The 19,799-nt window shown below is 62.0% G+C and carries 15 protein-coding genes; 7 read left to right on the top strand and 8 right to left on the bottom strand.

All coding sequences use genetic code 11. From position 1 onward, the window contains the following. Positions 1–46 precede the first annotated feature (46 nt). Together LQK83_RS11560 and LQK83_RS11555 are read left to right on the top strand one after the other, a co-directional pair. Positions 47–562: a L,D-transpeptidase family protein gene (locus LQK83_RS11560; protein WP_230837558.1), complete on the top strand. Its 516-nt coding sequence runs from the start codon at positions 47–49 to the stop codon at positions 560–562. A 70-nt stretch (positions 563–632) separates the two neighbouring features. Then, positions 633–1,814, top strand: coding sequence for an MFS transporter (locus LQK83_RS11555; protein ID WP_230837557.1), 1,182 nt, complete (start codon positions 633–635; stop codon positions 1,812–1,814). Here LQK83_RS11555 and LQK83_RS11550 read toward each other — a convergent pair whose 3' ends face one another. Beyond that, positions 1,815–2,696, bottom strand: coding sequence for a LysR family transcriptional regulator (locus tag LQK83_RS11550; protein ID WP_230837556.1), 882 nt, complete (start codon positions 2,694–2,696; stop codon positions 1,815–1,817). A gap of 132 nt (positions 2,697–2,828) precedes the next feature. Here LQK83_RS11550 and LQK83_RS11545 point away from each other — a divergent pair, with 132 nt between their 5' ends. Then, positions 2,829–3,782 carry an NAD-dependent epimerase/dehydratase family protein gene (locus LQK83_RS11545; protein WP_230837555.1) on the top strand — a complete coding sequence of 318 codons (954 nt, stop codon included), beginning with the start codon at positions 2,829–2,831 and terminating at the stop codon, positions 3,780–3,782. Positions 3,783–3,843: 61 nt separating this feature from the next. Here LQK83_RS11545 and LQK83_RS11540 read toward each other — a convergent pair whose 3' ends face one another. The 3 genes from LQK83_RS11540 to LQK83_RS11530 all read right to left on the bottom strand — a co-directional run bounded on the left by LQK83_RS11540 (position 3,844) and on the right by LQK83_RS11530 (position 7,046). Beyond that, the gene (locus tag LQK83_RS11540; protein ID WP_230837554.1) at positions 3,844–4,179 is read right to left on the bottom strand and encodes a zinc ribbon domain-containing protein YjdM; all 336 of its coding nucleotides are present in this window, start codon (positions 4,177–4,179) and stop codon (positions 3,844–3,846) included. A 123-nt stretch (positions 4,180–4,302) separates the two neighbouring features. Continuing rightward, the gene (locus LQK83_RS11535; RefSeq protein WP_230837553.1) at positions 4,303–6,579 is read right to left on the bottom strand and encodes a xanthine dehydrogenase family protein molybdopterin-binding subunit; all 2,277 of its coding nucleotides are present in this window, start codon (positions 6,577–6,579) and stop codon (positions 4,303–4,305) included. A 5-nt stretch (positions 6,580–6,584) separates the two neighbouring features. After that, positions 6,585–7,046, bottom strand: a complete 462-nt coding sequence (locus LQK83_RS11530) for a (2Fe-2S)-binding protein (RefSeq protein WP_230837552.1) — start codon at positions 7,044–7,046, stop codon at positions 6,585–6,587. Positions 7,047–7,125: 79 nt separating this feature from the next. Here LQK83_RS11530 and LQK83_RS11525 point away from each other — a divergent pair, with 79 nt between their 5' ends. Next, on the top strand, positions 7,126–7,716 hold the full coding sequence (locus LQK83_RS11525) for a TetR/AcrR family transcriptional regulator (RefSeq protein WP_230837551.1): 591 nt from the start codon (positions 7,126–7,128) through the stop codon (positions 7,714–7,716). A gap of 84 nt (positions 7,717–7,800) precedes the next feature. Further along, complete coding sequence (gene ispG / locus LQK83_RS11520) at positions 7,801–9,048, top strand: flavodoxin-dependent (E)-4-hydroxy-3-methylbut-2-enyl-diphosphate synthase (protein ID WP_230837550.1); 1,248 nt, start codon at positions 7,801–7,803, stop codon at positions 9,046–9,048. Between the two features lie 258 nt (positions 9,049–9,306). Here ispG and LQK83_RS11515 read toward each other — a convergent pair whose 3' ends face one another. Both LQK83_RS11515 and LQK83_RS11510 read right to left on the bottom strand, forming a co-directional pair. Next, entirely contained in the window at positions 9,307–10,698 is a 1,392-nt protein-coding gene (locus LQK83_RS11515; protein WP_230837549.1) for an MFS transporter, read from the bottom strand. A 40-nt stretch (positions 10,699–10,738) separates the two neighbouring features. Further along, positions 10,739–15,511 carry an NAD-glutamate dehydrogenase gene (locus LQK83_RS11510; protein ID WP_230837548.1) on the bottom strand — a complete coding sequence of 1,591 codons (4,773 nt, stop codon included), beginning with the start codon at positions 15,509–15,511 and terminating at the stop codon, positions 10,739–10,741. Positions 15,512–15,760: 249 nt separating this feature from the next. On the opposite strand from LQK83_RS11510, the gene pdxY reads away from it, so the two are divergent. Together pdxY and LQK83_RS11500 are read left to right on the top strand one after the other, a co-directional pair. Beyond that, a complete protein-coding gene (gene pdxY, locus LQK83_RS11505; RefSeq protein ID WP_230837547.1) occupies positions 15,761–16,675 on the top strand; it encodes a pyridoxal kinase in 915 nt (304 codons plus the stop codon). A gap of 59 nt (positions 16,676–16,734) precedes the next feature. Next, the gene (locus LQK83_RS11500) at positions 16,735–17,376 is read left to right on the top strand and encodes a carbonic anhydrase (protein ID WP_230837546.1); all 642 of its coding nucleotides are present in this window, start codon (positions 16,735–16,737) and stop codon (positions 17,374–17,376) included. 97 nt (positions 17,377–17,473) lie between these two features. On the opposite strand, the gene LQK83_RS11495 is transcribed toward LQK83_RS11500, so the two are convergent. Both LQK83_RS11495 and LQK83_RS11490 read right to left on the bottom strand, forming a co-directional pair. Beyond that, complete coding sequence (locus LQK83_RS11495; RefSeq protein WP_230837545.1) at positions 17,474–18,292, bottom strand: lytic murein transglycosylase; 819 nt, start codon at positions 18,290–18,292, stop codon at positions 17,474–17,476. 217 nt (positions 18,293–18,509) lie between these two features. Beyond that, positions 18,510–19,544: an aspartate-semialdehyde dehydrogenase gene (locus LQK83_RS11490; protein WP_230837544.1), complete on the bottom strand. Its 1,035-nt coding sequence runs from the start codon at positions 19,542–19,544 to the stop codon at positions 18,510–18,512. Between the last annotated feature and the right edge of the window lie 255 nt (positions 19,545–19,799).

Here is a 19,799-nt window from a genome sequence, read left to right as displayed (position 1 = left end):
GGCAGGTTGTCGATCACGGACAAGGCAAGAGGTCGTGAAGAGCGCGATGCAATCATTCGAAGTCCGGCCGTCGGCGCGCGATCATCGCCAGGGCTATCTCAAGGTTGGCCCGCTGACGCTGAATTGCGCGCTTGGCCGCTCGGGGATCGGCATGCTGAAGCGCGAGGGGGACGGGCACACGCCGCGCGCACCTCTTCGTCTGCTTTACGGCTTCTGGCGCAGTGATCGGGTCGCGCGGCCCGTCACGCGGCTGCCGATGTTCCCGTCGCGCAAGGTGATGGTCTGGTGCGACGATCCGAAAAGCCCGGCTTATAACCGGCTCTCACGTCTGCCGCTCAAGGAGAGCCACGAAACGATGTGCCGCGCGGACGCGCTCTACGACATCGTTATCGTCATGGACTGGAATGTCTCATCGCGCCGGCGCGGGGCAGGTTCGGCGATCTTCCTGCATCTCGCCCGTCCGGGCTACCAGCCCACAGAAGGCTGCATTGCCGTGACGGCGCGCGACATGCGGCGTCTGCTGGCCATTGCCGGCAACCGGGCCGTGATTCACGTGAAATGACGGGGTTCCTCTCGTTGTCCGAGACGGTTAATCTTCGCAATCGAATCGGTTTAAACGAGGGAGGATCGGGATGAACCGCAATGGGGAGGCGCGCGCCGGCCGGTCCGGTTATTTCACGCGCGAGCGGCTGGCCGTCTCCGCCCTCTTCTTCATCAACGGCCTCATGATGGGCGCCTGGGCGCCGAAAATACCCGAATTTGCAAGCCGCCTCGGGCTCGATCCGGGCGCACTCGGTATCATGATCCTCGTCATGGGCGTGGGATCGTTGATGCTGATGCCGGTGACAGGCACGCAGATTGCCCGTTTCGGATCGACCAAGGTGGCTAAGACGGCGACGATCCTCTTCCTGCCGACCATTCTTCTTCTCAGCCTTGCCCCCAGCATCTGGCTGGGTGCCATCGCCATCTTTCTGTTCGGCGGATTGACCGGCGCGATGGACGTTTCGATGAACGCCAATGCGGTTGAGACCGAAAAGTCCATGCGCCGTTCGATCATGTCCTCCTGCCATGCCTTCTGGAGCCTCGGCACCTTTGTCGGCACGATGACGGGCGGGTTCCTGATCGAAAGGCTTGGAACCGTCGGCCATTCCGTCGTGCTGACGGTTGTCGGCTTCGGGCTCCTGGCAGCGGTGTGGCCTCATCTGTTCCACGACGTGCCGCATGCGAGCGAGGCGCGGGAGAAGGCAAAGCTTCCCTTGAGCCCGCTGCCGTGGCTGCTCGGCATCATGGCGCTGTTCTCGATGGTGCCGGAAGGCTCGGTGCTGGACTGGGGAGCGCTCTATATCCGCCGCGAGCTCGGGGCGTCACTGGCCTTTTCCGGCTTTGCCTTCGGGGCCTTCGCCTTTACGATGACGATCATGCGCTTTGCCGGCGATCTGGTGCGCGACCGTTTCGGAGCCGTGAAGACCTTCCGTTTCTGCACCGTCATGGCGATCATCGGGCTGGTGACGGCAGGGTCCGCGCCGAACATGGTCGTCGCCTTCATCGGCTTTGCCATCTGCGGGATCGGCATTTCCAACATGGTGCCGATCGCCTTTTCGGCGGCTGGCAATCTGCCGGGCTTTGCGCAGGGCGTGGCGCTCTCGGTCACGACCTTCCTCGGTTATTCCGGCATGCTGTTTGCCCCGTCGGCAATCGGATTTGCCGCCGAACATACGAGCTTTTCGACCGTGTTCCTGACGTTGCCGGTGTTTCTGCTTGCGGTTCTGGCGCTGTCGGGGCTTGCCCGTTACGCAGACGCCGCCAAGAACTGATCAGTCGGCGAGCGGCATGGCGCTGATCGCCTCGCGCAGGAAATCCATCACCCGGCGGATTTTGAGCGAGGTGCGCAGTTCCTGATGCGAGGCCAGCCACATCGGGAGCGGCGGGATGTTGAGATCAGGCAGGACGCGCCGCAGTTCCGGCGTCTGCCGTGCGAGCCAGCGGGCGCCGAAGCCGACACCGGCCCCGGCTTTCACCAGTTCCCAATAGGCCACCTGATCGTCGGTGCGGAAGGTGAAAAGCGAGCGGTCGCCTTCGATCCCGAGCGCCTTCATGCCGTTGAGGATCAGCATATCGCGGTCGTAACCGACGAGACGGTGGCCCGCCAGATCCTGGACCGTTTCCGGCACACCGGTTTTGGCGAGATAGCGCTCATGCGCATAGGTGCCCATGGCCAAATCGTTGACCTTCACCGCGATCAGATCGTTCTGGATGGGGCGCGTCATGCGGATGGCGATATCGGCGTCGCGGGCAAGCAGGTTGGCCACCGCATTCGATGGGGCAAGCTCGATATCGATGCCCGGCTCGGCGTCTTTCAGGGCGACGAGGATCGGAGGCAGCAGGTAGTTGGCGACGATATCGCTGGCGGTGATGCGCACCGGGCCTGAGGCTTCGCTGGCGCGGCCGGAGGCGCGGAGCAGGAAATGATCCGCCTCCTTCGCCATGCTGCGTGCATCATCCAGAAGAGAAAGGCCGGCTTCGGTCAGCGCCATGCCGCGGCGTCCGCGGATGAAGAGTGTGAGCCCTGTCGCCGCCTCCAGTTCGTCGATATGGCGGCCCACCGTCGGCTGGCTCAGGCGCAACGCCTCAGCCGCGGCGAGCAGCGTGCCCGTCTCGGCGACGGCGAGGAATGTCTTGATGAGGTTCCAGTCCATGATATTCAAATTCGTATAATTATCCCTCGATCTCGTCCATATTCACGAAGAAAATTTGAGAATAGCTTTTTCTCATCGAAACGGAGCGAACGGCCCCCAAGTGGCGGCTCCCAAAGTGAAAGGGACAATCCCATGAAAATCGCAGTTCTGGGCGCAAACGGCCGTCTCGCCCATGCCGTCGCCGTTGCCTTCTTGGCGCATGGCCATGAGGTCGTGGCCGTCACCCGCAGCGGGCGCTGCGATGGTCTATCGGGCCGCGTCGAATATCGTGCGGCCGATGCCATGGACCGCGCGCAGGTCATTGCCGCCACGATGGGCGTGGACATGATCTTCAACGGGCTCAACCCGCCCTATGACAAGTGGGAGGGTACCGTACTTGCCATGGCGCGCAATGTCACGGCGGCGGCGAAGGAAAACCGCGCAGTGCATCTCTTCATCGGCAACGTCTACAACTACGGCAAGGAGATCGGTCTCGAGATGACCGACGACGCGCCCTTTTCCGCGACGACAGAAAAGGCGCGCATCCGCATCGAGATGGAGGCGCTGTTCAAGGCGGCCACAAGCGAGGGCGTCAAGACGGTCATTCTGCGCGCCGGCGACTTTTATGGCACGGACAAGGCGGGCACCTGGCTCGACCTGATGATGGCCACGAAGATTTCGAAGGGCTCCTTCTCCTGGCCGGGTCCCTACGATCTGCCCCACGCCTTCGCCTATCTTCCGGATCTCGCCGACGCCTTCGTGCGGCTGGCGGAACGGGCGGGCGAGTTGCCGATGTTCTCGCAGTTCAGTTTCGAGGGACATACGCTGACGGGCGAGGATTTCGCGCGCGCCGCGGAGCAGGCGTCGGGGCGCAAGCTGGCGCGCAAAAAGGTGTCCTGGGCGCTACTCAATGTCGTCGGCGTGTTTTCACCGATCGTGCGTGAACTGGTGAAGATGAACTATCTCTGGTTCACGCCGCATTCGCTCTCGGGCCAGAAGCTCGAAGCCTTTCTCGGCTCCGTCGCAACAACGCCTGCCGACGAGGCGATTGCTCAGGCGCTGGCCGACCACGGTTTCGTGAGCCGGCCCCTCGCCAAGGCGGCGTGACTTCCCTTTGTTCTGACTCATTTCCGGACGGAAAACCGGTTTCCACTTTTCCTGGAAATGCTCAGGACTTCCGCACGAATTCCGACTTCAGCTTCATCGCGCCAAAGCCATCGATCTTGCAGTCGATGTTGTGATCGCCCTCGACGAGGCGGATGTTCTTGACCTTGGTGCCGACTTTCAGGACCTGCGAAGAGCCCTTGAGTTTCAGGTCCTTGATGACGGTGACGGTGTCGCCGTCGACCAGAAGGGCGCCGTTGGCGTCGCGGTAGGTCGTTTCCTCGGCCTGGGCTTCCGCGCCCGGCGACCATTCATGGCCGCATTCGGGACAGATCATCAGTCCGCCATCCTCATAGGCAAAGGCGGACTGGCATTTCGGGCAGGGCGGGTTCTCGCTCATGGCGGTCCTTTCAATGCCAAAACCTCCGGGAGGCCCCGGAGGCGCGGCAAATTTCAATGGGATGACCGCCTCCTAGCGCCTGGCTCACAACTTGTCGAGCGGTTGCGCACGTGAAATGAGAGGTCAGACGAAGCTGACTTCCCCGTTCAGCGGCATCGACCGTATCCGTTTCCCGTTGAGCGCGAAAATCGCGTTCGCCAATGCCGCCATGACCGGCGGGGTCGCCGGTTCGCCCGCGCCGCCGAGATGGCCGGAATTTTCGAGGATCTCAATCACGATATCCGGGCACTGGTTCATGCGCATGGCGTCATAGTCGCTGAAATTCGACTGTTGTGGCGCACCGTCTGCAAAGCTGATCTGCTGGCCGATGGCGGCGGAGAGGCCGTAGATCGCCCCCGACATCATCTGCGCCTTGAAGTTCAGCGGGTCGAGCACCATTCCAGGATCGGCGACGATCCAGACCTTTTCGACACGGATCGACCCGTTCTCGTCCTTCACCTGTACGACCTCGCCGACCCAGGTCCCAAAGGACAGGGTGAAGGCGATCCCCTGCGCGCGGGTCTGGTCGATGGGCTTGCCCCAGTCGGACAACGTCTTGAGCTTGTCGAGGATGGCAATCGCGGTCGGATAGTCGACCATCAGCTTCCGGCGGAATTCGAGCGGATCGATCTTTCCCGCATGGGCCAGCTCGTCCATGAAGCTCTCGTTCATGAAGGCATTGAACGAGTTGCCGACCGAACGCCAAGAGGCGACCGGCGTCGTCAGCGGCGCCTTGTAGCCGTCGATGCGATAGTTCGGGATCGTGTAAGGCTGGTTATAGGTGCCGTCGAGGATCAGGTTGTCCGGCCCGGCTGTGGGCAGGCCCGGCATGATGCGCCCGACCATGCCGGCCATGACGGAAGGCGAGGCGACCGAGCCATGAATGGCGACCGGCAGGCCGTCATTGCCGATGCGCGCGCGATATTTGGCCAGAGCCGCCGGGCGGTAAGGCCCGTGGCTCATGTCCTCCTCGCGGGTCCAGGTGACTTTCACCGGCCGGCCTTCGGTTTCCATGGCAACGCGGATCGCATAGTCGGAGAAGTCCGGCTCGATGCGCCGGCCGAAGCCACCGCCGAGGAAGGTCGTGTGGACATTGATCTTCTCGTCCGCGAGCTTGGTCAGCCGCGCGCCGATGATCTTGATGACGCTCGGAGCCTGATTGGGCGACCAGACATCCAGCACGCCGTCCTTCAGGCGCGCGGTGGCGTTCATCGGCTCCATCGTCGCATGCGACAGGAAGGGCGCATAATATTCCGCCTCGACCAGCTTTTCGCGCGGCGCATCGGCGAAGGCCTTTTCCGGATCGCCGGCCGAGCGAAGCGAGAAGCCGCCGCCGCCGGCAATCGTGCTGGCGAGGATCTTCTTCGCCTCCGCATCGTCGCGATGGCCGGGACCGTCGGCCCAGACGACCTTCACGGCATCGGCCGCCTTGAAGGCGCGCCAGGTGTTGTCGGCAATGACCGCAAAGCCCTTGCCGTAGAGGCTGTCGATGGCAATGACCTTCTTCACGCCGCGCATCTTGAGCGCCTCTGAGGCGTCAAAACTCTTCATCGCGCCGCCCGGCTGCGGGTTCATGCGCACCGTTGCATAGAGCATGTCGGGCAATTGCACGTCGATGCCGAAGATCGGCTGGCCGGTGACCTTGGCCGGCATGTCCTTGCGCGGTTGCGGCTTGCCGAGGAGCTTCCACTGACTCCGTGGCTTCAGCGCGACATCGGAAGGCGGATCGATTTTTGCGGCGTCGAGCGCCAGTTCGCCATAGGTCAGGCTCCTGCCGGATTTCGCGTCGATTACCTTGCCCGCTTCGGTCTTCAGCGATCCCACGGACACGCCGAGCTTCTGGGCTGCGGCGGACTTCAGGGTCTCGCGGGCCGTGGCACCGGCCAGCCGCATCTTTTCGTAACCGTCGGCCAGCGAGGAGGAGCCGCCAGTCATCTGGAGCGCCAGGAACTTGCCGACGACGCCCATGGCATTGCGCACCGTTTCGGCGACCATGGAATGATCGAAGGCGGGGAAGGGCGCGCCTTCGCGCAGGGCGGCATCATTGTAATAGGCGGGGGCGGCTGGGCCGTGTTCGATCACGATCTGGTCGAGCGTGACGTCCAGTTCTTCGGCGACGAGGGCGGCGAGCGTCGTGAACGCACCCTGGCCCATTTCGGCGCGGGGAACGATCACGGTGATGCGATTGTCGCTGGCGATCTTGATATAGGGGTTGAGGGTCGCCTCGCCATTGGCGAGATCCTTCTTCAGCGGGTTTTCGAGCGGCTGCCTGTATTTGTAATAGCCGAAGGCCACGCCGCCGGCGACGGCGGCAGCGCCGACAAGAAAGGTGCGGCGGGCGATTTTTCCGATGGATGCCATGGTCTTCAAGCCCCCGTCTGCTGGCCGGCCGCGGCACGCTTGATGGCGGCGCGGATGCGCGGATAGGTGCCGCAGCGACAGAGATTGCCGCTCATGGCCTCATCAATATCCTTGTCTGAAGGCGTCGGATTGGCTTCGAGAAGCGCGACCGCATTCATGATCTGCCCGGCCTGACAATAGCCGCATTGCACGACCTGTTCGTCGAGCCAGGCCTGCTGCACCCGGTGCAGCGCATCCGGCTTGCCGAGACCGTCGATGGTGCGGATATTGGATCTCACATCGCCGACCGCCGTCTGGCAGGACCGCGTTGCCTGACCGTCGATGATCACCGTGCAGGCGCCGCAGAGACCCGCGCCGCAACCGAATTTCGGGCCCTTGATGTTGAGTTCGTCGCGCAGCGCCCAGAGCAGCGGCATCTCCGGCTCTATATCGAGCTCATGGACGGTTCCGTTCACTTGCAGTTTCATTTTTGCGCGACCTCCCTGTAGTCTGGCGCCGAAGCAGTCAGTTCTTGACAAAATAACGAAAAATGTCAGTATGTCAATCATGCAAGCCAGAGACCGCGATCCCAAGGCTGCGGCGATCCTTGAGGCCGCGTTCCAAACCTTCTTCCAATATGGCGTGAAGCGCGCCACGATGGACGATATTGCGCGCGCGGCCGGCATGTCGCGGCCGGCGCTTTATCTCGTCTACAAGAACAAGACCGACATCTTCCGTGCCTGCGTCCTGTCCATGATGGACGAGCTTCGCGACAGGCTTGCGGGGATTGCCTCGTCTACGGGTTCGGCGGAAAAGCGGATCATGCAGGTGGTGCGGGCCGGCATCGTCGAACCGCATGAGACCATCGGGGCCTCTGCCCATGCCGAGGAACTTTTCGCGTTGAAATCCGAGATTGGGGCCGATCTCTTTCGCGACTGGATGAAGCTGATCGAGGTGACGATTGCCGACATTCTCGAACAGGAGGCGTCGGCCGGGCGGGTTACGCTCGAAGGTGCGGGGGTGAGCGCTTCCGAAATTGCTGCCATGATCACGGATGGCGCGGAGGGGTTCAAGCTGCGCATGACGTCGGCTGAAGAACTGGCGCGTCGGCTCGAGACCTTCGTGCGGCTGATGATCGGCCCGCTTGTGGCGGCATAGGGATAGCCCCATCTGTCACGATGTTGACATCGGCCCATGTTTGATCCACCTGAACAGCATCCAATTCCGTTGAAAGCCCGCACCATGAGCCATTCCTACGATCCGAAACCGCGCCGCGCCTCCGTTGCCGTTGAAGTCGGCGGCGTCATCGTGGGCGGCGGCGCGCCGGTTGTCGTGCAGTCGATGACCAATACCGACACGGCCGATATCGACGGCACTGTGGCGCAGGTCGCAGCGCTGCATCGCGCCGGCTCGGAAATCGTGCGCATCACGGTCGATCGCGACGAGAGTGCCGCCGCCGTTCCGAAGATCCGCGAACGGCTGGAGCGTCTCGGCCTCAATGTGCCACTGGTCGGCGATTTCCATTATATCGGCCACAAGCTGCTCGCCGATCACCCGGCCTGCGCGGAAGCACTGGCGAAGTATCGCATCAACCCGGGCAATGTCGGCTTCAAGGACAAGAAGGACAAGCAGTTCGCCGAGATCGTCGAGAAGGCGATCACCTACCAGAAGCCCGTCCGCATCGGCGTCAACTGGGGCTCGCTCGATCAGGAACTGCTGACGCGCCTCATGGACGAAAACGCCGCCAACGGCTCGCCGCTGACGGCGCGCGAGGTGACGCGCGAGGCGATCGTACAGTCGGCGCTGCTGTCTGCCGAATTGGCGGAAGAGATCGGCCTGCCGCGCAACAAGATCATTCTCTCGGCCAAGGTCAGCCAGGTGCAGGACCTCATTGCCGTCTATTCGATGCTTGCCGAGCGGTCCGACCATGCGCTGCATCTCGGGCTGACGGAAGCTGGCATGGGCTCCAAGGGTATCGTCGCTTCGTCTGCCTCCATGGGTTATCTGCTGCAGCAGGGGATCGGCGACACGGTCCGTGTTTCGCTGACGCCTGAGCCCGGCGGCGACCGAACGCGGGAAGTCATTGTCGCGCAGGAGCTGCTGCAGGTTATGGGCTTCCGCCAGTTCCTGCCCGTGGTGGCCGCTTGCCCCGGCTGCGGCCGCACCACCTCCACCGTGTTCCAGGAGCTTGCCCAGAAGATCGAAGGGGATCTCCGCAAGAACATGCCGGTCTGGCGCGAGAAATATCCGGGCGTCGAAGCGCTCAACGTCGCCGTCATGGGCTGTATCGTCAACGGACCGGGCGAGTCCAAGCATGCCGACATCGGCATCTCGCTTCCCGGCACTGGCGAAACGCCCGCCGCCCCCGTCTTCATCGACGGCCAGAAGGCGATGACTCTGCGCGGGCCGAACATCGCGGCCGAGTTCGAGGGACTTGTAGCGGATTACATCGAGAAGCGCTTCGGGCGGAAGACGGAAGCGGCGGAATAAGCCGCTCGGCTGCTTGGCTTCCCGTTCGCCCTGCATCCGGTTTCCCCCTCACCCCGCCTCCGCTTAACGCTCGGCGGACCTCTCCCCGATGGGGCGAGGATGTCCGCGAGGCTGCGGCACATTCCTTCTTCTCCCCGTCGGGGAGAAGGTGGCCCGAAGGGTCGGATGAGGGGGCGCCAAGTCCTAAAGCGTTGCGTTATCAGCGCAATGATTAGATCTTCTCTCTGGAAAGGCGGCCCTCGGGTCGCCTTTTTCGTGTCAGTCCTTTGCCGGATAAGGCGTCGCCAGCAGGAAGCCAAGCCCGACCACGAGGAAGACGATGATTGTCGCCATGCCGAGATGCGCCGAGCCGGTAGACGCTGTCACGACAGAGAAGGCCAGCGTGGCCATGAAGCTCGTGGCGCGTCCGGAGAGCGCATAGATGCCGAAATAGCGGCCTGCTTCCTCCGGCTTGATACTGCGCGACATGAAGGAGCGTGAGGAGGCTTGCACGGGGCCGAAGGCGATGCCGATGAGCAGGCCATAGAGGATGAAAACCTTTTCGGCGGCGGTGCCAAAGAGGCCACCGGCATCGACTGCCGATAGCGTGACGAGGCCGAAGAGGGTGGAGCCCTTGTCGGTCGAGATAATGCCCATTGTGGCGAGAAGCAGGCTGATGAGGCTCATCACAACGACGCGTTTCGAACCGAGCTTCCCATCCAGCCAGCCGGCGACGACATTGCTGGCGATGGCGACGACGTTGAGGATGATCCCGTAGATGCCGATCTCGATCGTTGCCCAATGGAACATGCCGGCGGCGAATGCGCCGCCCAGCACGATCAGTGCGTTGACGCCATCCTGATAGATCATCCGGCCGATGAGGAAGCGGGCGAGATGGCGTCGCGTGCGCATCAGTTCGCCTAGCGATTGCTTTAGATCGGAAAGTCCTTCCTTCACGGCTTTGGCCATGCTGACACCGGTGCTTTTCACGTCGGGCGTGAAGAAGAACATCGGCAGGATGAAGATGAAATACCAGAGCGCGGAGAGCGGACCGGTGATGCGGGCGTCTTCACCGAGCTTCGGATCGAGGCCGAAGAGCGGCTTGATGCCTATCAGCGTTCTGTCGGTGGCGGGGTCGCCGGCGAGAAACAGAATGACGGCAAAAAGCGCGATCATGCCGCCGAGATAGCCGAGGCCCCAGGCGAGGTTGGAAATCTTTCCGACATCCTTCTCCGGGATCAGGCGCGGCATCATGGAATCGTTGAAGACGATCGAGAATTCGGCGGCCAGCGTGGCGAGAATCCAGAAGATCATGGGGTAAACGATCGGCGAGCCGGGTGCTGCAAACCAGAGCATGGTCAGCGAGATGATCTGGATCACAGCGAAAAAGCCGATCCATTTCTTCTTGGCGCCTGTGGAATCGGCAATCGAGCCGAGAATGGGCGAGAAGATTGCGATGATGAAGCTCGCGATCGTGGCCGCATTGCTCCAGTGCGTCTGGGCCGAAATCGGATCGTCGGTCAGCCGCGAGACGAAATAGGGGCCGAAGATGAAGGTGGTGACCACTGTGAAATAGGGCTGGGCCGCCCAGTCGAAAAACATCCAGCCGAGAATGCCCCGGCGGGTTGTTTTCGGCGCATCCTCAATGACTTTCACCGCCTCGCTGACCATCTTTTCCCCGCATTCCCCTCTGGAGTTTGCGGGGACTGTGTCATGCCGCCTTGCCGACCGCAAGGTCGTTGAGGAGGCTTGCCGCAAGCACATAACGGGCCAGCGTCAGGTCGCCGCTTTCGGTGATGGCCGAAAGCTGCCCGGTGATGCGGGCAAGCGTCGCCTCATGCGTCATGAGCCATTGATTGAGCGGTGCCTTGCCACTCTTGCCATCGGTCAGAACCTGCACGGTAATGGCCCGGCGTGCTGCCGAAATGTCGTCGAGGCTGCGGGCAAGTGCCTGTTCCTCATACATATCGGCCGTAGTGACCGGGTTTGCCGGTGAGAGAAGACGACCGATGCGAAGCGTCTCGGTGACACCGGTAAAGGTGTCGGCGGCCCTGTCGAGGCTGTCGCCAGAGGCTTCGGCCACCAGAGCGATCTCCGGCACGAGAACGAGGGCTCTCAGGCCGGTCAGGTCGCCGGCCAGCTGTTCCGGAACGCCGATCTCCATCAGCCGCGCCTTGCTGTCTTCCGCATCGCGGCGGGCGGCGGGCGAAAGAAGCGCCAGGGCCTTTCCCTTCAGCGCCTTCATCGTCTTCTGCAAGCGGCTTGCAGCCTCCTCCAGCGAACCGGAGATCATGCCGGCCTTCAGTACGAGGCGCGTTGCCGCGCGGTAGACTTCTTCCGTCAGCGCATAGAGTTCGTTCTGGCGATTGCCGGGAATGATCGTGTCGAGTGCGTCGATCTCGCGCCAGATCGCCGGCAAGCCGAAACCGTCGCGCACGATGATGGCCGCCTTGACGATCTCCGCCGGGCTTGCCCCCGTCGCATCCGTGAGCGTCGTGATGAAGGCGGGGCCGCCGCGGTTGATCACATGGTTGGCGAGTACCGTGGCGATGATCTCGCGGCGAAGGCGGTGCTTGGCAATGTCATCGGCATAGGTCTTGCGCATGCCGGCCGGGAAATAATCCGACAGCAGACTGCCCAGCCACGGGTCGTCGGGCAGGTTGCTCGCCACCAGAGCGTCGAAGAGCACGATCTTGGCATAGGAGAGCAACACGCCGATTTCCGCGCGTGTCAGCGGATGGCCGGAGGCATAGCGTTCCGTCATCGTCTGTTCGTCGGGGAGGTTTTCCACCTTGCGGTCAAGCCTGCCGTCGGCTTCCAACCGGTTCATGAAGCGACCGAGTTCGCGGCCATTGCCAAGGCCACGCCGGCCAGTCAGTGAAATGGCCAGCGATTGCAGATAGTTGTTGCGCAGGACCAGTTCGGCGACTTCATCCGTCATCGAAGCGAGCAGCTTGTCGCGCTTGGGTCGCGTCAGGCGCTCGTCGTGCATGGCGCTGGCGAGCGCGATCTTGATATTGACTTCGACGTCGGAGGTGTTGACGCCGGCCGAATTGTCGATTGCGTCCGAGTTGCAGCGTCCGCCCTTGAGCCCGAAGGCGATACGGCCCTTCTGCGTGACGCCGAGATTGGCGCCTTCGCCGATCACCTTGGCGCGCACTTCTGCGGCGGCGACGCGGATCGGATCGTTGGCGCGGTCGCCGACATCGGCATCCGTTTCCGATGCGGCCCGGATATAGGTGCCGATGCCGCCGAACCACAGAAGATCGACTTCGGCCTTGAGGATCGCGGTCATGATCTCGTACGGGGTCGCGGGTCCTTTGGGCAGGCCGATGACCCTGGCCGCTTCCGCCGTCAGGCTGACCGATTTCTCGTTGCGTGAGACGATCATGCCGCCCTTGGAAATCTTCGAGCGGTCATAGTCCTGCCAGCTCGAACGGGGCAGGTTGAAGAGCCGCTGGCGTTCGGCAAATGAGGCTGCCATGTCCGGATCGGGATCGATGAAGATGTCGCGATGGTCGAACACGGCGACGAGACGGATCTTGCGCGAGAGCAGCATGCCGTTGCCGAAGACGTCGCCCGACATGTCGCCGACGCCGGCGACGGTGAAAGGGGTCGACTGGATGTCGATATCCATCTCGCGGAAGTGCCGCTTGACGGTTTCCCAGGCGCCGCGCGCGGTGATGCCCATCTTCTTGTGGTCGTAACCGGCCGAGCCGCCCGACGCGAAAGCGTCGTCGAGCCAGAAGCCGGCCTCCTGCGCAAGACCGTTGGCGGTGTCGGAGAAGGTCGCCGTGCCCTTGTCTGCGGCGACGACGAAATACGGATCGTCGCCGTCATGGCGGACGGTCTTTTCCGGCGGCACGATATCGGCGCCTTGCAGGTTGTCGGTGACGGAAAGCAGCGTGCGGATATAGGTCTTGTAGGCTTCCGTGCCGGCGGCGAAGATGGCATCGCGGCTGCCGCCTGCCGGCAGTCGTTTCGGATAGAAGCCGCCCTTGGCGCCCACCGGCACGATGACGGCATTCTTGACCTGCTGTGCCTTCACGAGGCCCAGAACTTCGGTGCGGTAGTCTTCGGCGCGGTCGGACCAGCGGATGCCGCCGCGGGCGACCTTGCCGAAGCGGAGATGAATGCCCTCGACCTCCGCGCCATAGACGAAGATCTCGCGGAAGGGTTTGGGTTCGGGCAGGCCTTCAATCTCGTGCGGGTTGAGCTTGAAGGCGAGCGTGGCGCGCGGCAGGCCGAACGGCCCCTTCTGGAAATAATTGGTGCGCAGTGTTGCGCGGATCACGTTCATGTAGCGACGCAGAATCCGGTCGTCGTCGAGGCTGGGAACGGAGGAAAGCCGTTCCTCGATATCGGCGACGATCTCGTCCTCGCGCTTGCCACGCTGCTTGTTGGAGCCTGCCGGGTCGAGCCGCGTCACGAAGAGCGCGAAGAGCTTTGCGGCAATTTCCGGATAACGGACGAGCGTATCGGCGATATAGCCCTGCGAATAGGCAATCCGTGTCTGGCGGAGATAACGCGCATAGGCGCGCATCACCGTGACTTCGCGCGCCGTCAGGCCACTCGTCAGGACGAGCCGGTTGAAGCTGTCATTATCGATGGCGCCGCTGAAGGCGGCGAGAAGCGCGTCTTCCAGCGGCTTGCGTTCAGCCTTGAGATCAATCGCGCGGCCATTGGCATGCGCCAGTTCCATGTCATGCAGGACAACCGGCGAGGTTTCCGCGCCATTGCGCAGCATGAATTCGTAGGTGCTTTCGGCAATCACCTGAAACCCGAGATTTTCCAGAAGCGGCACGCGACGGGACAGCGAAAGCGGCTCGCCGGCATGGAAGATCTTGAGGCTGACCTCCGAGGCTTCGCCTCCGGCGCGGTAGAACTCCACCGACACGTCGTGGGTGACGGCCTGCTTGATCTTCGCAAGATCGGCAAAGGCCTCCTTCGGGTCGAAGGCAGCCTGGAAATCCGGACCGGTCGCAAGGGCGCAATCGTGGCTACCGGCAAGCGCGCTGAAGCGCTCCTCCCAGGAGGTCGCGATGTTGCGGACTTCCCGCTCGAGTTCTGCCTGCGAGATGCGCGGCGTCTTGCCGCCGGAGCGACCGATGATGAAATGGACGCGGGCAACGCCACCTTCCGGGAAGGCGGGATAATAGGCCGAAACGCGGCCGTCATAGACGGTCTTGAGATAGTTGCCGATTTTCTCGCGCACGTCGGAATCATATTGCTCGCGCGGGACGTAGACGAGGAGCGAGACGAAGCGGTCGAAATGGTCGATACGCGCGAGCACCCGCACCCGCGGCCGGTCGGAGAGATCCATGATCTGCTCGCAGAAGCTCGCGAGCAGGGTACTGTCGATCTGGAAGAGATCGTCGCGCGGATAGGATTCCAGCACATTCATCAGCGTCTTGCCGGAATGGCTGTCCGGCGCATAGCCGAAATGGCGCACGACCTTCTCGACCTTGGAGCGCAGAAGCGGGATCTGCGAGGCGCCCTGCGTATAGGCGGTGGAGGTAAAGAGCCCGACGATGCGCAGCTCGCCGATGACGTTGCCATGCTTGTCGAAGCGCTTGATGCCGACGTAATCCATATAGGCGCGGCGGTGGATGACCGATTTTACATTCGCCTTGGTGACGATGAGATAGTCCGGGCCTTCGAGAAATTCGATGATTTCCGGGGTCGTCGTCACGGCGTCCTTGCCAAGACGCAGAACGCGCACCTCCGGGTCGGAGAGAATGCCGAGCCCCGCACCCTTGCCGCGCTCGACGGTCGCATCCGCACCCTTGCCGGAATAGGTATATTCGCGCATGCCGAGGAAGGTGAAGTTATCGGCGCGCAGCCAGTCGAGGAAGGCGAGCGATTCTTCCTTTTCGCGGCGGCGCGCGTCCTGCGCGCGAATGCCTTCTACCGTCTGATTGAGGGTCGCGACCATCTTGCCCCAGTCGCGGACGGACAGGTGAACCTGCTCCAGAACGGTTTCGATCCGCTTGATCAGATCCTTGGCCGTTTCAGGCGTCACGCGCGCGAAATGGATCTGTATGTGGCTGACGCGGCTCTCAGGCGCGCTGCCATCGTCGCTCACATGCAGTCGCGGCTTCTTTTCTTCCTCGAGGATCAGGATCGGATGAACGACCATGTAAATGTCGCGGTGGGTGCTGGTCAGCTCGCCCATGACGGAATCGAAAAGGAAAGGCATGTTGCGGTCGGTGACCGATAGCACCGAGCAGGCAGTGCCATCCGGCGTTATAGCGTCGATCTGGGCAACCGTGACCCGCGCATCTTTGCCGTACCAAGCGGCGATTTCGGCCGCCGCATGGGCGCTGCCCGCCGCGAGCATTTCGGCATTGTAAGCCTCGATATCGTCCGCGCTGGCGCGACCATAGAGGAGAATGGGATCGATTGTCGGCTTGCCGGACGACTTGGCAGCTTGCCGGGCCGCCTCCAGAACCTTGTCGCGTTTTGGGTTGCTGCGGCCTGCCATGAAACGTCCTCCCGGTGATTTGCGCGGAACAATATCAGAAATATTGATTTTTTTGAGCCGAATGTGAAAATAGGGCCATTTTGTAATTTTCCAGCGATTTTTACGCGAATTTCATGACATTTTTGACGAATTCGAAGCCGTATTCAGCATTTTCGCATCGGTGGCGCCGTTTTTTGCGCAAAGTGCAATAAAGCGGAAACGTTGACATGCGACGGCAGGCGGGCGATCACGAAAGCTCGAAGCGGAGTTATGCGTTTGGACCAGCAGAAGAGCATCCTGTCGATTTCGAGCCATGTCATGCGCGGGGCCGTCGGCAACCGCGCCGCCGTCTTTGCACTGGAAACGCGGGGGCATTCCGTCTGGTCGGTGCCGACCGTCATCCTGCCGTGGCATCCCGGCCACGGCCGCTCGACACGGATTGCTGTCGAGACGGAGGCTTTTGCAGGTGCTTTGTCAGATCTTAAGGGGGCAAAATGGCGCGGCGAGGTTCGCGCCGCCATGACCGGCTATTTCGCCGATGCCGGGCAAGTGCATGCGGCGGCGGATCTCATCGCCAGCTTCAAGCAAAGCGACCCCGATTTCCTCTATCTCTGCGATCCCGTCATTGGCGATGCGGGCGGGCTATATGTGGCCGAGGCCGTTGCCGTTGCCATTCGGGACGCGCTTTTGCCGCTTGCCGATCTGGCGACCCCCAACCGGTTCGAGCTCGGCTGGCTTGCCGGCGCGCCGGTGGATGACAATGTGGCTATTGCCGCCGCAGCGGCCAGAACCGGCGTTACCAGGGTGGTTGTCACCTCGGCGCATGCGATGATGCGGGGCGCGATCGCCAATCTCCTGATCGAGGCCGGCCGGCAGGTTCTGGCCGAGCATCAGGCGCTGGAGCGCGCGCCTAACGGTCTTGGCGATCTGTTTTCCGCACTTTTTCTATCGCATGTGCTGGGCGGCCTTCCGGCGGAAGAGGCGCTTCGGCTCTCGTCCTCCAGCGTCTTTGAAATCGCCGCGCGCTCCATCCGGGCCGGGTCTGATGAACTTCTGCTGCAGACCGAAGCCGCGGCCCTGAAAACGCCGATGGCCAGTGTCGCAATCCGCAGCCTTGTCAGCTCCGTATCGGCTCGCAAACGTGCGGTCTTACCCGTGCCTCTTGATAAAGAGCAGGCGGGTTGATCGGCGTTTGCTGCGGGTGCTAATACTCTTCAGTTTTTGTCCAGCACAAGTGGGGTATCATGGCTCAGTTTCCTGACGAACTTCTCAACGGCTATCGCAATTTCATGAGCGGCCGCTATGCCGATGAGAGCGAGCGATATCAGCGTCTGGCCAAGGAGGGGCAGAAGCCCAAGGCGATGATCGTCGCCTGCTGCGACTCGCGTTCGGCGCCCGAGACCATTTTCGACTGCGGCCCGGGTGAACTCTTTGTGGTGCGCAACGTCGCCAATCTCGTTCCGCCCTATGAGCCGGACGGGAATTATCACTCCACCTCGGCGGCGCTGGAATTTGCCGTCCAGTCGCTGAAGGTTCGCGATATCATCGTTATGGGTCACGGTCGCTGCGGCGGTATCGGTGCGGCGCTGTCGCCCTCTGCCGAGCCGCTCTCGCCCGGCGATTTCATTGGCAAATGGATGGGGCTCCTTGACGGGCCGGCAGAACAGATCCGCAAGGCTGGCATCCTGACGGCCGCGGAGCGTCAGCGTGCGCTGGAGCGCGTTTCGATTCGCAACTCGCTGCAAAATCTGCGATCCTTCCCGTGTGTGAAGATCCTCGAGGATGCCGGCAAGATGCGTCTTCACGGCGCCTGGTTCGATATCTCGACCGGCGAACTCTGGATCATGGATCCCGTGAGCGGCGATTTCGTTCGTCCCGAGCTTTGATCGCCAGCGATATATAGCCTGCATTGAAAAAGCCCGGCGAAGCATCTTCGCCGGGCTTTTTACATTGGGGCTTCATGCGGAGAACAGAGACGCCCCTTTACTTGCCTTCGATCTGCTTGCCCATGATGGCAATCGCCTGCTGGTAGACGGTTGCGGCGTTCCAGCCCTGGATGGCCGCAAAGTTCGGTTCGCCCGGCTGATAGCCTGCGCCGGGGCGCCAGCCATGGCCCTTGAGGAAGTTCGCGGTCGAGGCAAGCGCGTCGGCCTTGGATGTGGCGAGGTTGATACGGCCGTCGCCATCGCCGTCGACGCCGTAAAGCAGGACGTTTTTCGGCAGGAACTGGGTCTGGCCCACTTCACCATGCGCAGCGCCCGTGGAATTGACCGAGAGCGTACCGGCCTGCACGAGCTTCAGTGCCGCGTAGAGCTGATCGGTGAAATAGTCCTGGCGGCGGCAGTCATAGGCCAGCGTCGAGACGGCCGAAAGCGTGTTCTGGTCGCCCATGTAGCTGCCGAAGCCAGTCTCCATACCCCAGATGGCAATCAGCGGACCGGGCGAAACGCCGAAACGCTGCTGTATGCTGTTGAAGAGGGCGGCATTGGATTTCAGCATGCTGCGACCGCGCGAGACGATAGTGGCAGCTCCACGCTTTTTCATGAAGGCATCGAGCGACAGCTTGAAGCTGTGCTGGCCGCGGTCGGCGCGGATCGTGGGAACGTTGTAGTGGACATTGTCGAAGACGTTGTCGAGAACCGATTGCTTGATACCGTTCTTCGCCGCTTCCGCCTTGAACTCCTGCACCCAGGCTTCGAAGCCGGCACCGTTATTGCCGCACTTGGCCGCATAGGCCGGATTGGCAAAGGTGGCCGCTACAGCAAGCGCCGCAGACAAGCCCAACCATTTCGTCAATTTCATACAACGCCCCCGTTTGGAAGATTGGCGCAGACGCGCCTTGATATTCGCAATGCCTGTCGTTTAACCCGACTCAAGGTCCGCATGGAGAATGCTTCACCTTCATTGAGCGAAAGTGGTGGCTTTTCGCAACCTGACCCGTCGGTGGCGGTCATCAAATTTCGGTGACCGTGCTCCGCCCGGCCGTCAGTTGCGGCCGGGCGGAGAGTAAGAGCGCCGATCAGGCAGCCTTCTTCTTGGCCTTGATCAGGCCGCGATTGACAAGAAGCTCGGCAATCTGAACGGCGTTGAGGGCCGCACCCTTGCGCAGGTTGTCGGAGACGACCCACAGGTTGAGGCCGTTTTCAACCGTGGCGTCTTCGCGGATGCGCGAGATATAGGTCGCGTCTTCGCCGGCGCATTCGAGCGGCGTGATGTAGCCGCCGTTTTCATGCTTGTCGATGACGAGGCAGCCCGGCGCTTCGCGCAGGATTTCGCGGGCCTGATCGGCGGTGATCTCGTTTTCGAACTCGATGTTGACCGATTCCGAATGGCCGATGAAGACCGGGACGCGCACGGCCGTGCACGTCACCTTGATCTTCGGGTCGAGCATCTTCTTGGTTTCGGCGAGAACCTTCCACTCTTCCTTCGTGTAGCCGTCTTCCATGAAGACGTCGATGTGGGGGATGACGTTGAAGGCGATGCGCTTGGTGAACTTCTTGTTCTCGATCGGATCGGCGACGAAGACGGCGCGGGTCTGGTTGAAGAGCTCGTCCATGCCGTCCTTGCCGGCGCCGGAGACCGATTGGTAGGTCGAGACGACGACGCGCTTGATCTTGGCATAGTCATGCAACGGCTTCAGAGCCACGACGAGCTGGGCGGTCGAGCAGTTCGGGTTGGCAATGATGTTCTTCTTGGTGAAGCCCTCGACGGCGTCGGGGTTCACTTCCGGCACGATCAGCGGAACTTCGGAATCGTAGCGCCAGGCCGAGGAGTTGTCGATGACGACGCATCCCTGTGCGCCGATCTTGGGGGACATGCGCTTGGAGACATCGCCACCGGCCGACATCAGGCAGATATCGGTGTCGGAGAAATCATAATTCTCAAGATTGGAAACCCTCAGCGTCTTGTCGCCAAAGGAGACTTCCGTGCCGACGGAACGGCTGGACGCCAGCGCCACGACCTCATCGGCCGGAAAGCCGCGTTCGGACAGAATGTTGAGCATTTCCCGGCCTACGTTGCCGGTTGCGCCCGCGATTGCAATCTTGAAACCCATGTCTTCGCTCTCTTTCTTTTCTCTCCTCGTCCGGTGAGGGGGGAACCTGATTGGCATCAGGTATCCTGTCCCCGGCCGGGCCGGGGAGAGAGCGGCAGGCCAGAGACGTCAGACGGTTTTCGTCGTCGTTTTGGCCTTGGTTTTGGAAACGAAAGAACGGAAAGCACCGCAGTCGCAAAGCGCTGCGTCGATCATGCCGGACATGTGATTGTCACACGAAAGCATAGGGCCCGTCCTTTTCCGCTGCTGCTCATA

It is taken from the genome of Rhizobium sp. C1, from assembly GCF_021026335.1.
In the GTDB taxonomy this organism is placed as follows: domain Bacteria; phylum Pseudomonadota; class Alphaproteobacteria; order Rhizobiales; family Rhizobiaceae; genus Ensifer_A.
The sequence above is the reverse complement of the archived record's forward strand: the minus strand, read 5'-3'. Positions and strand labels throughout refer to the sequence as shown.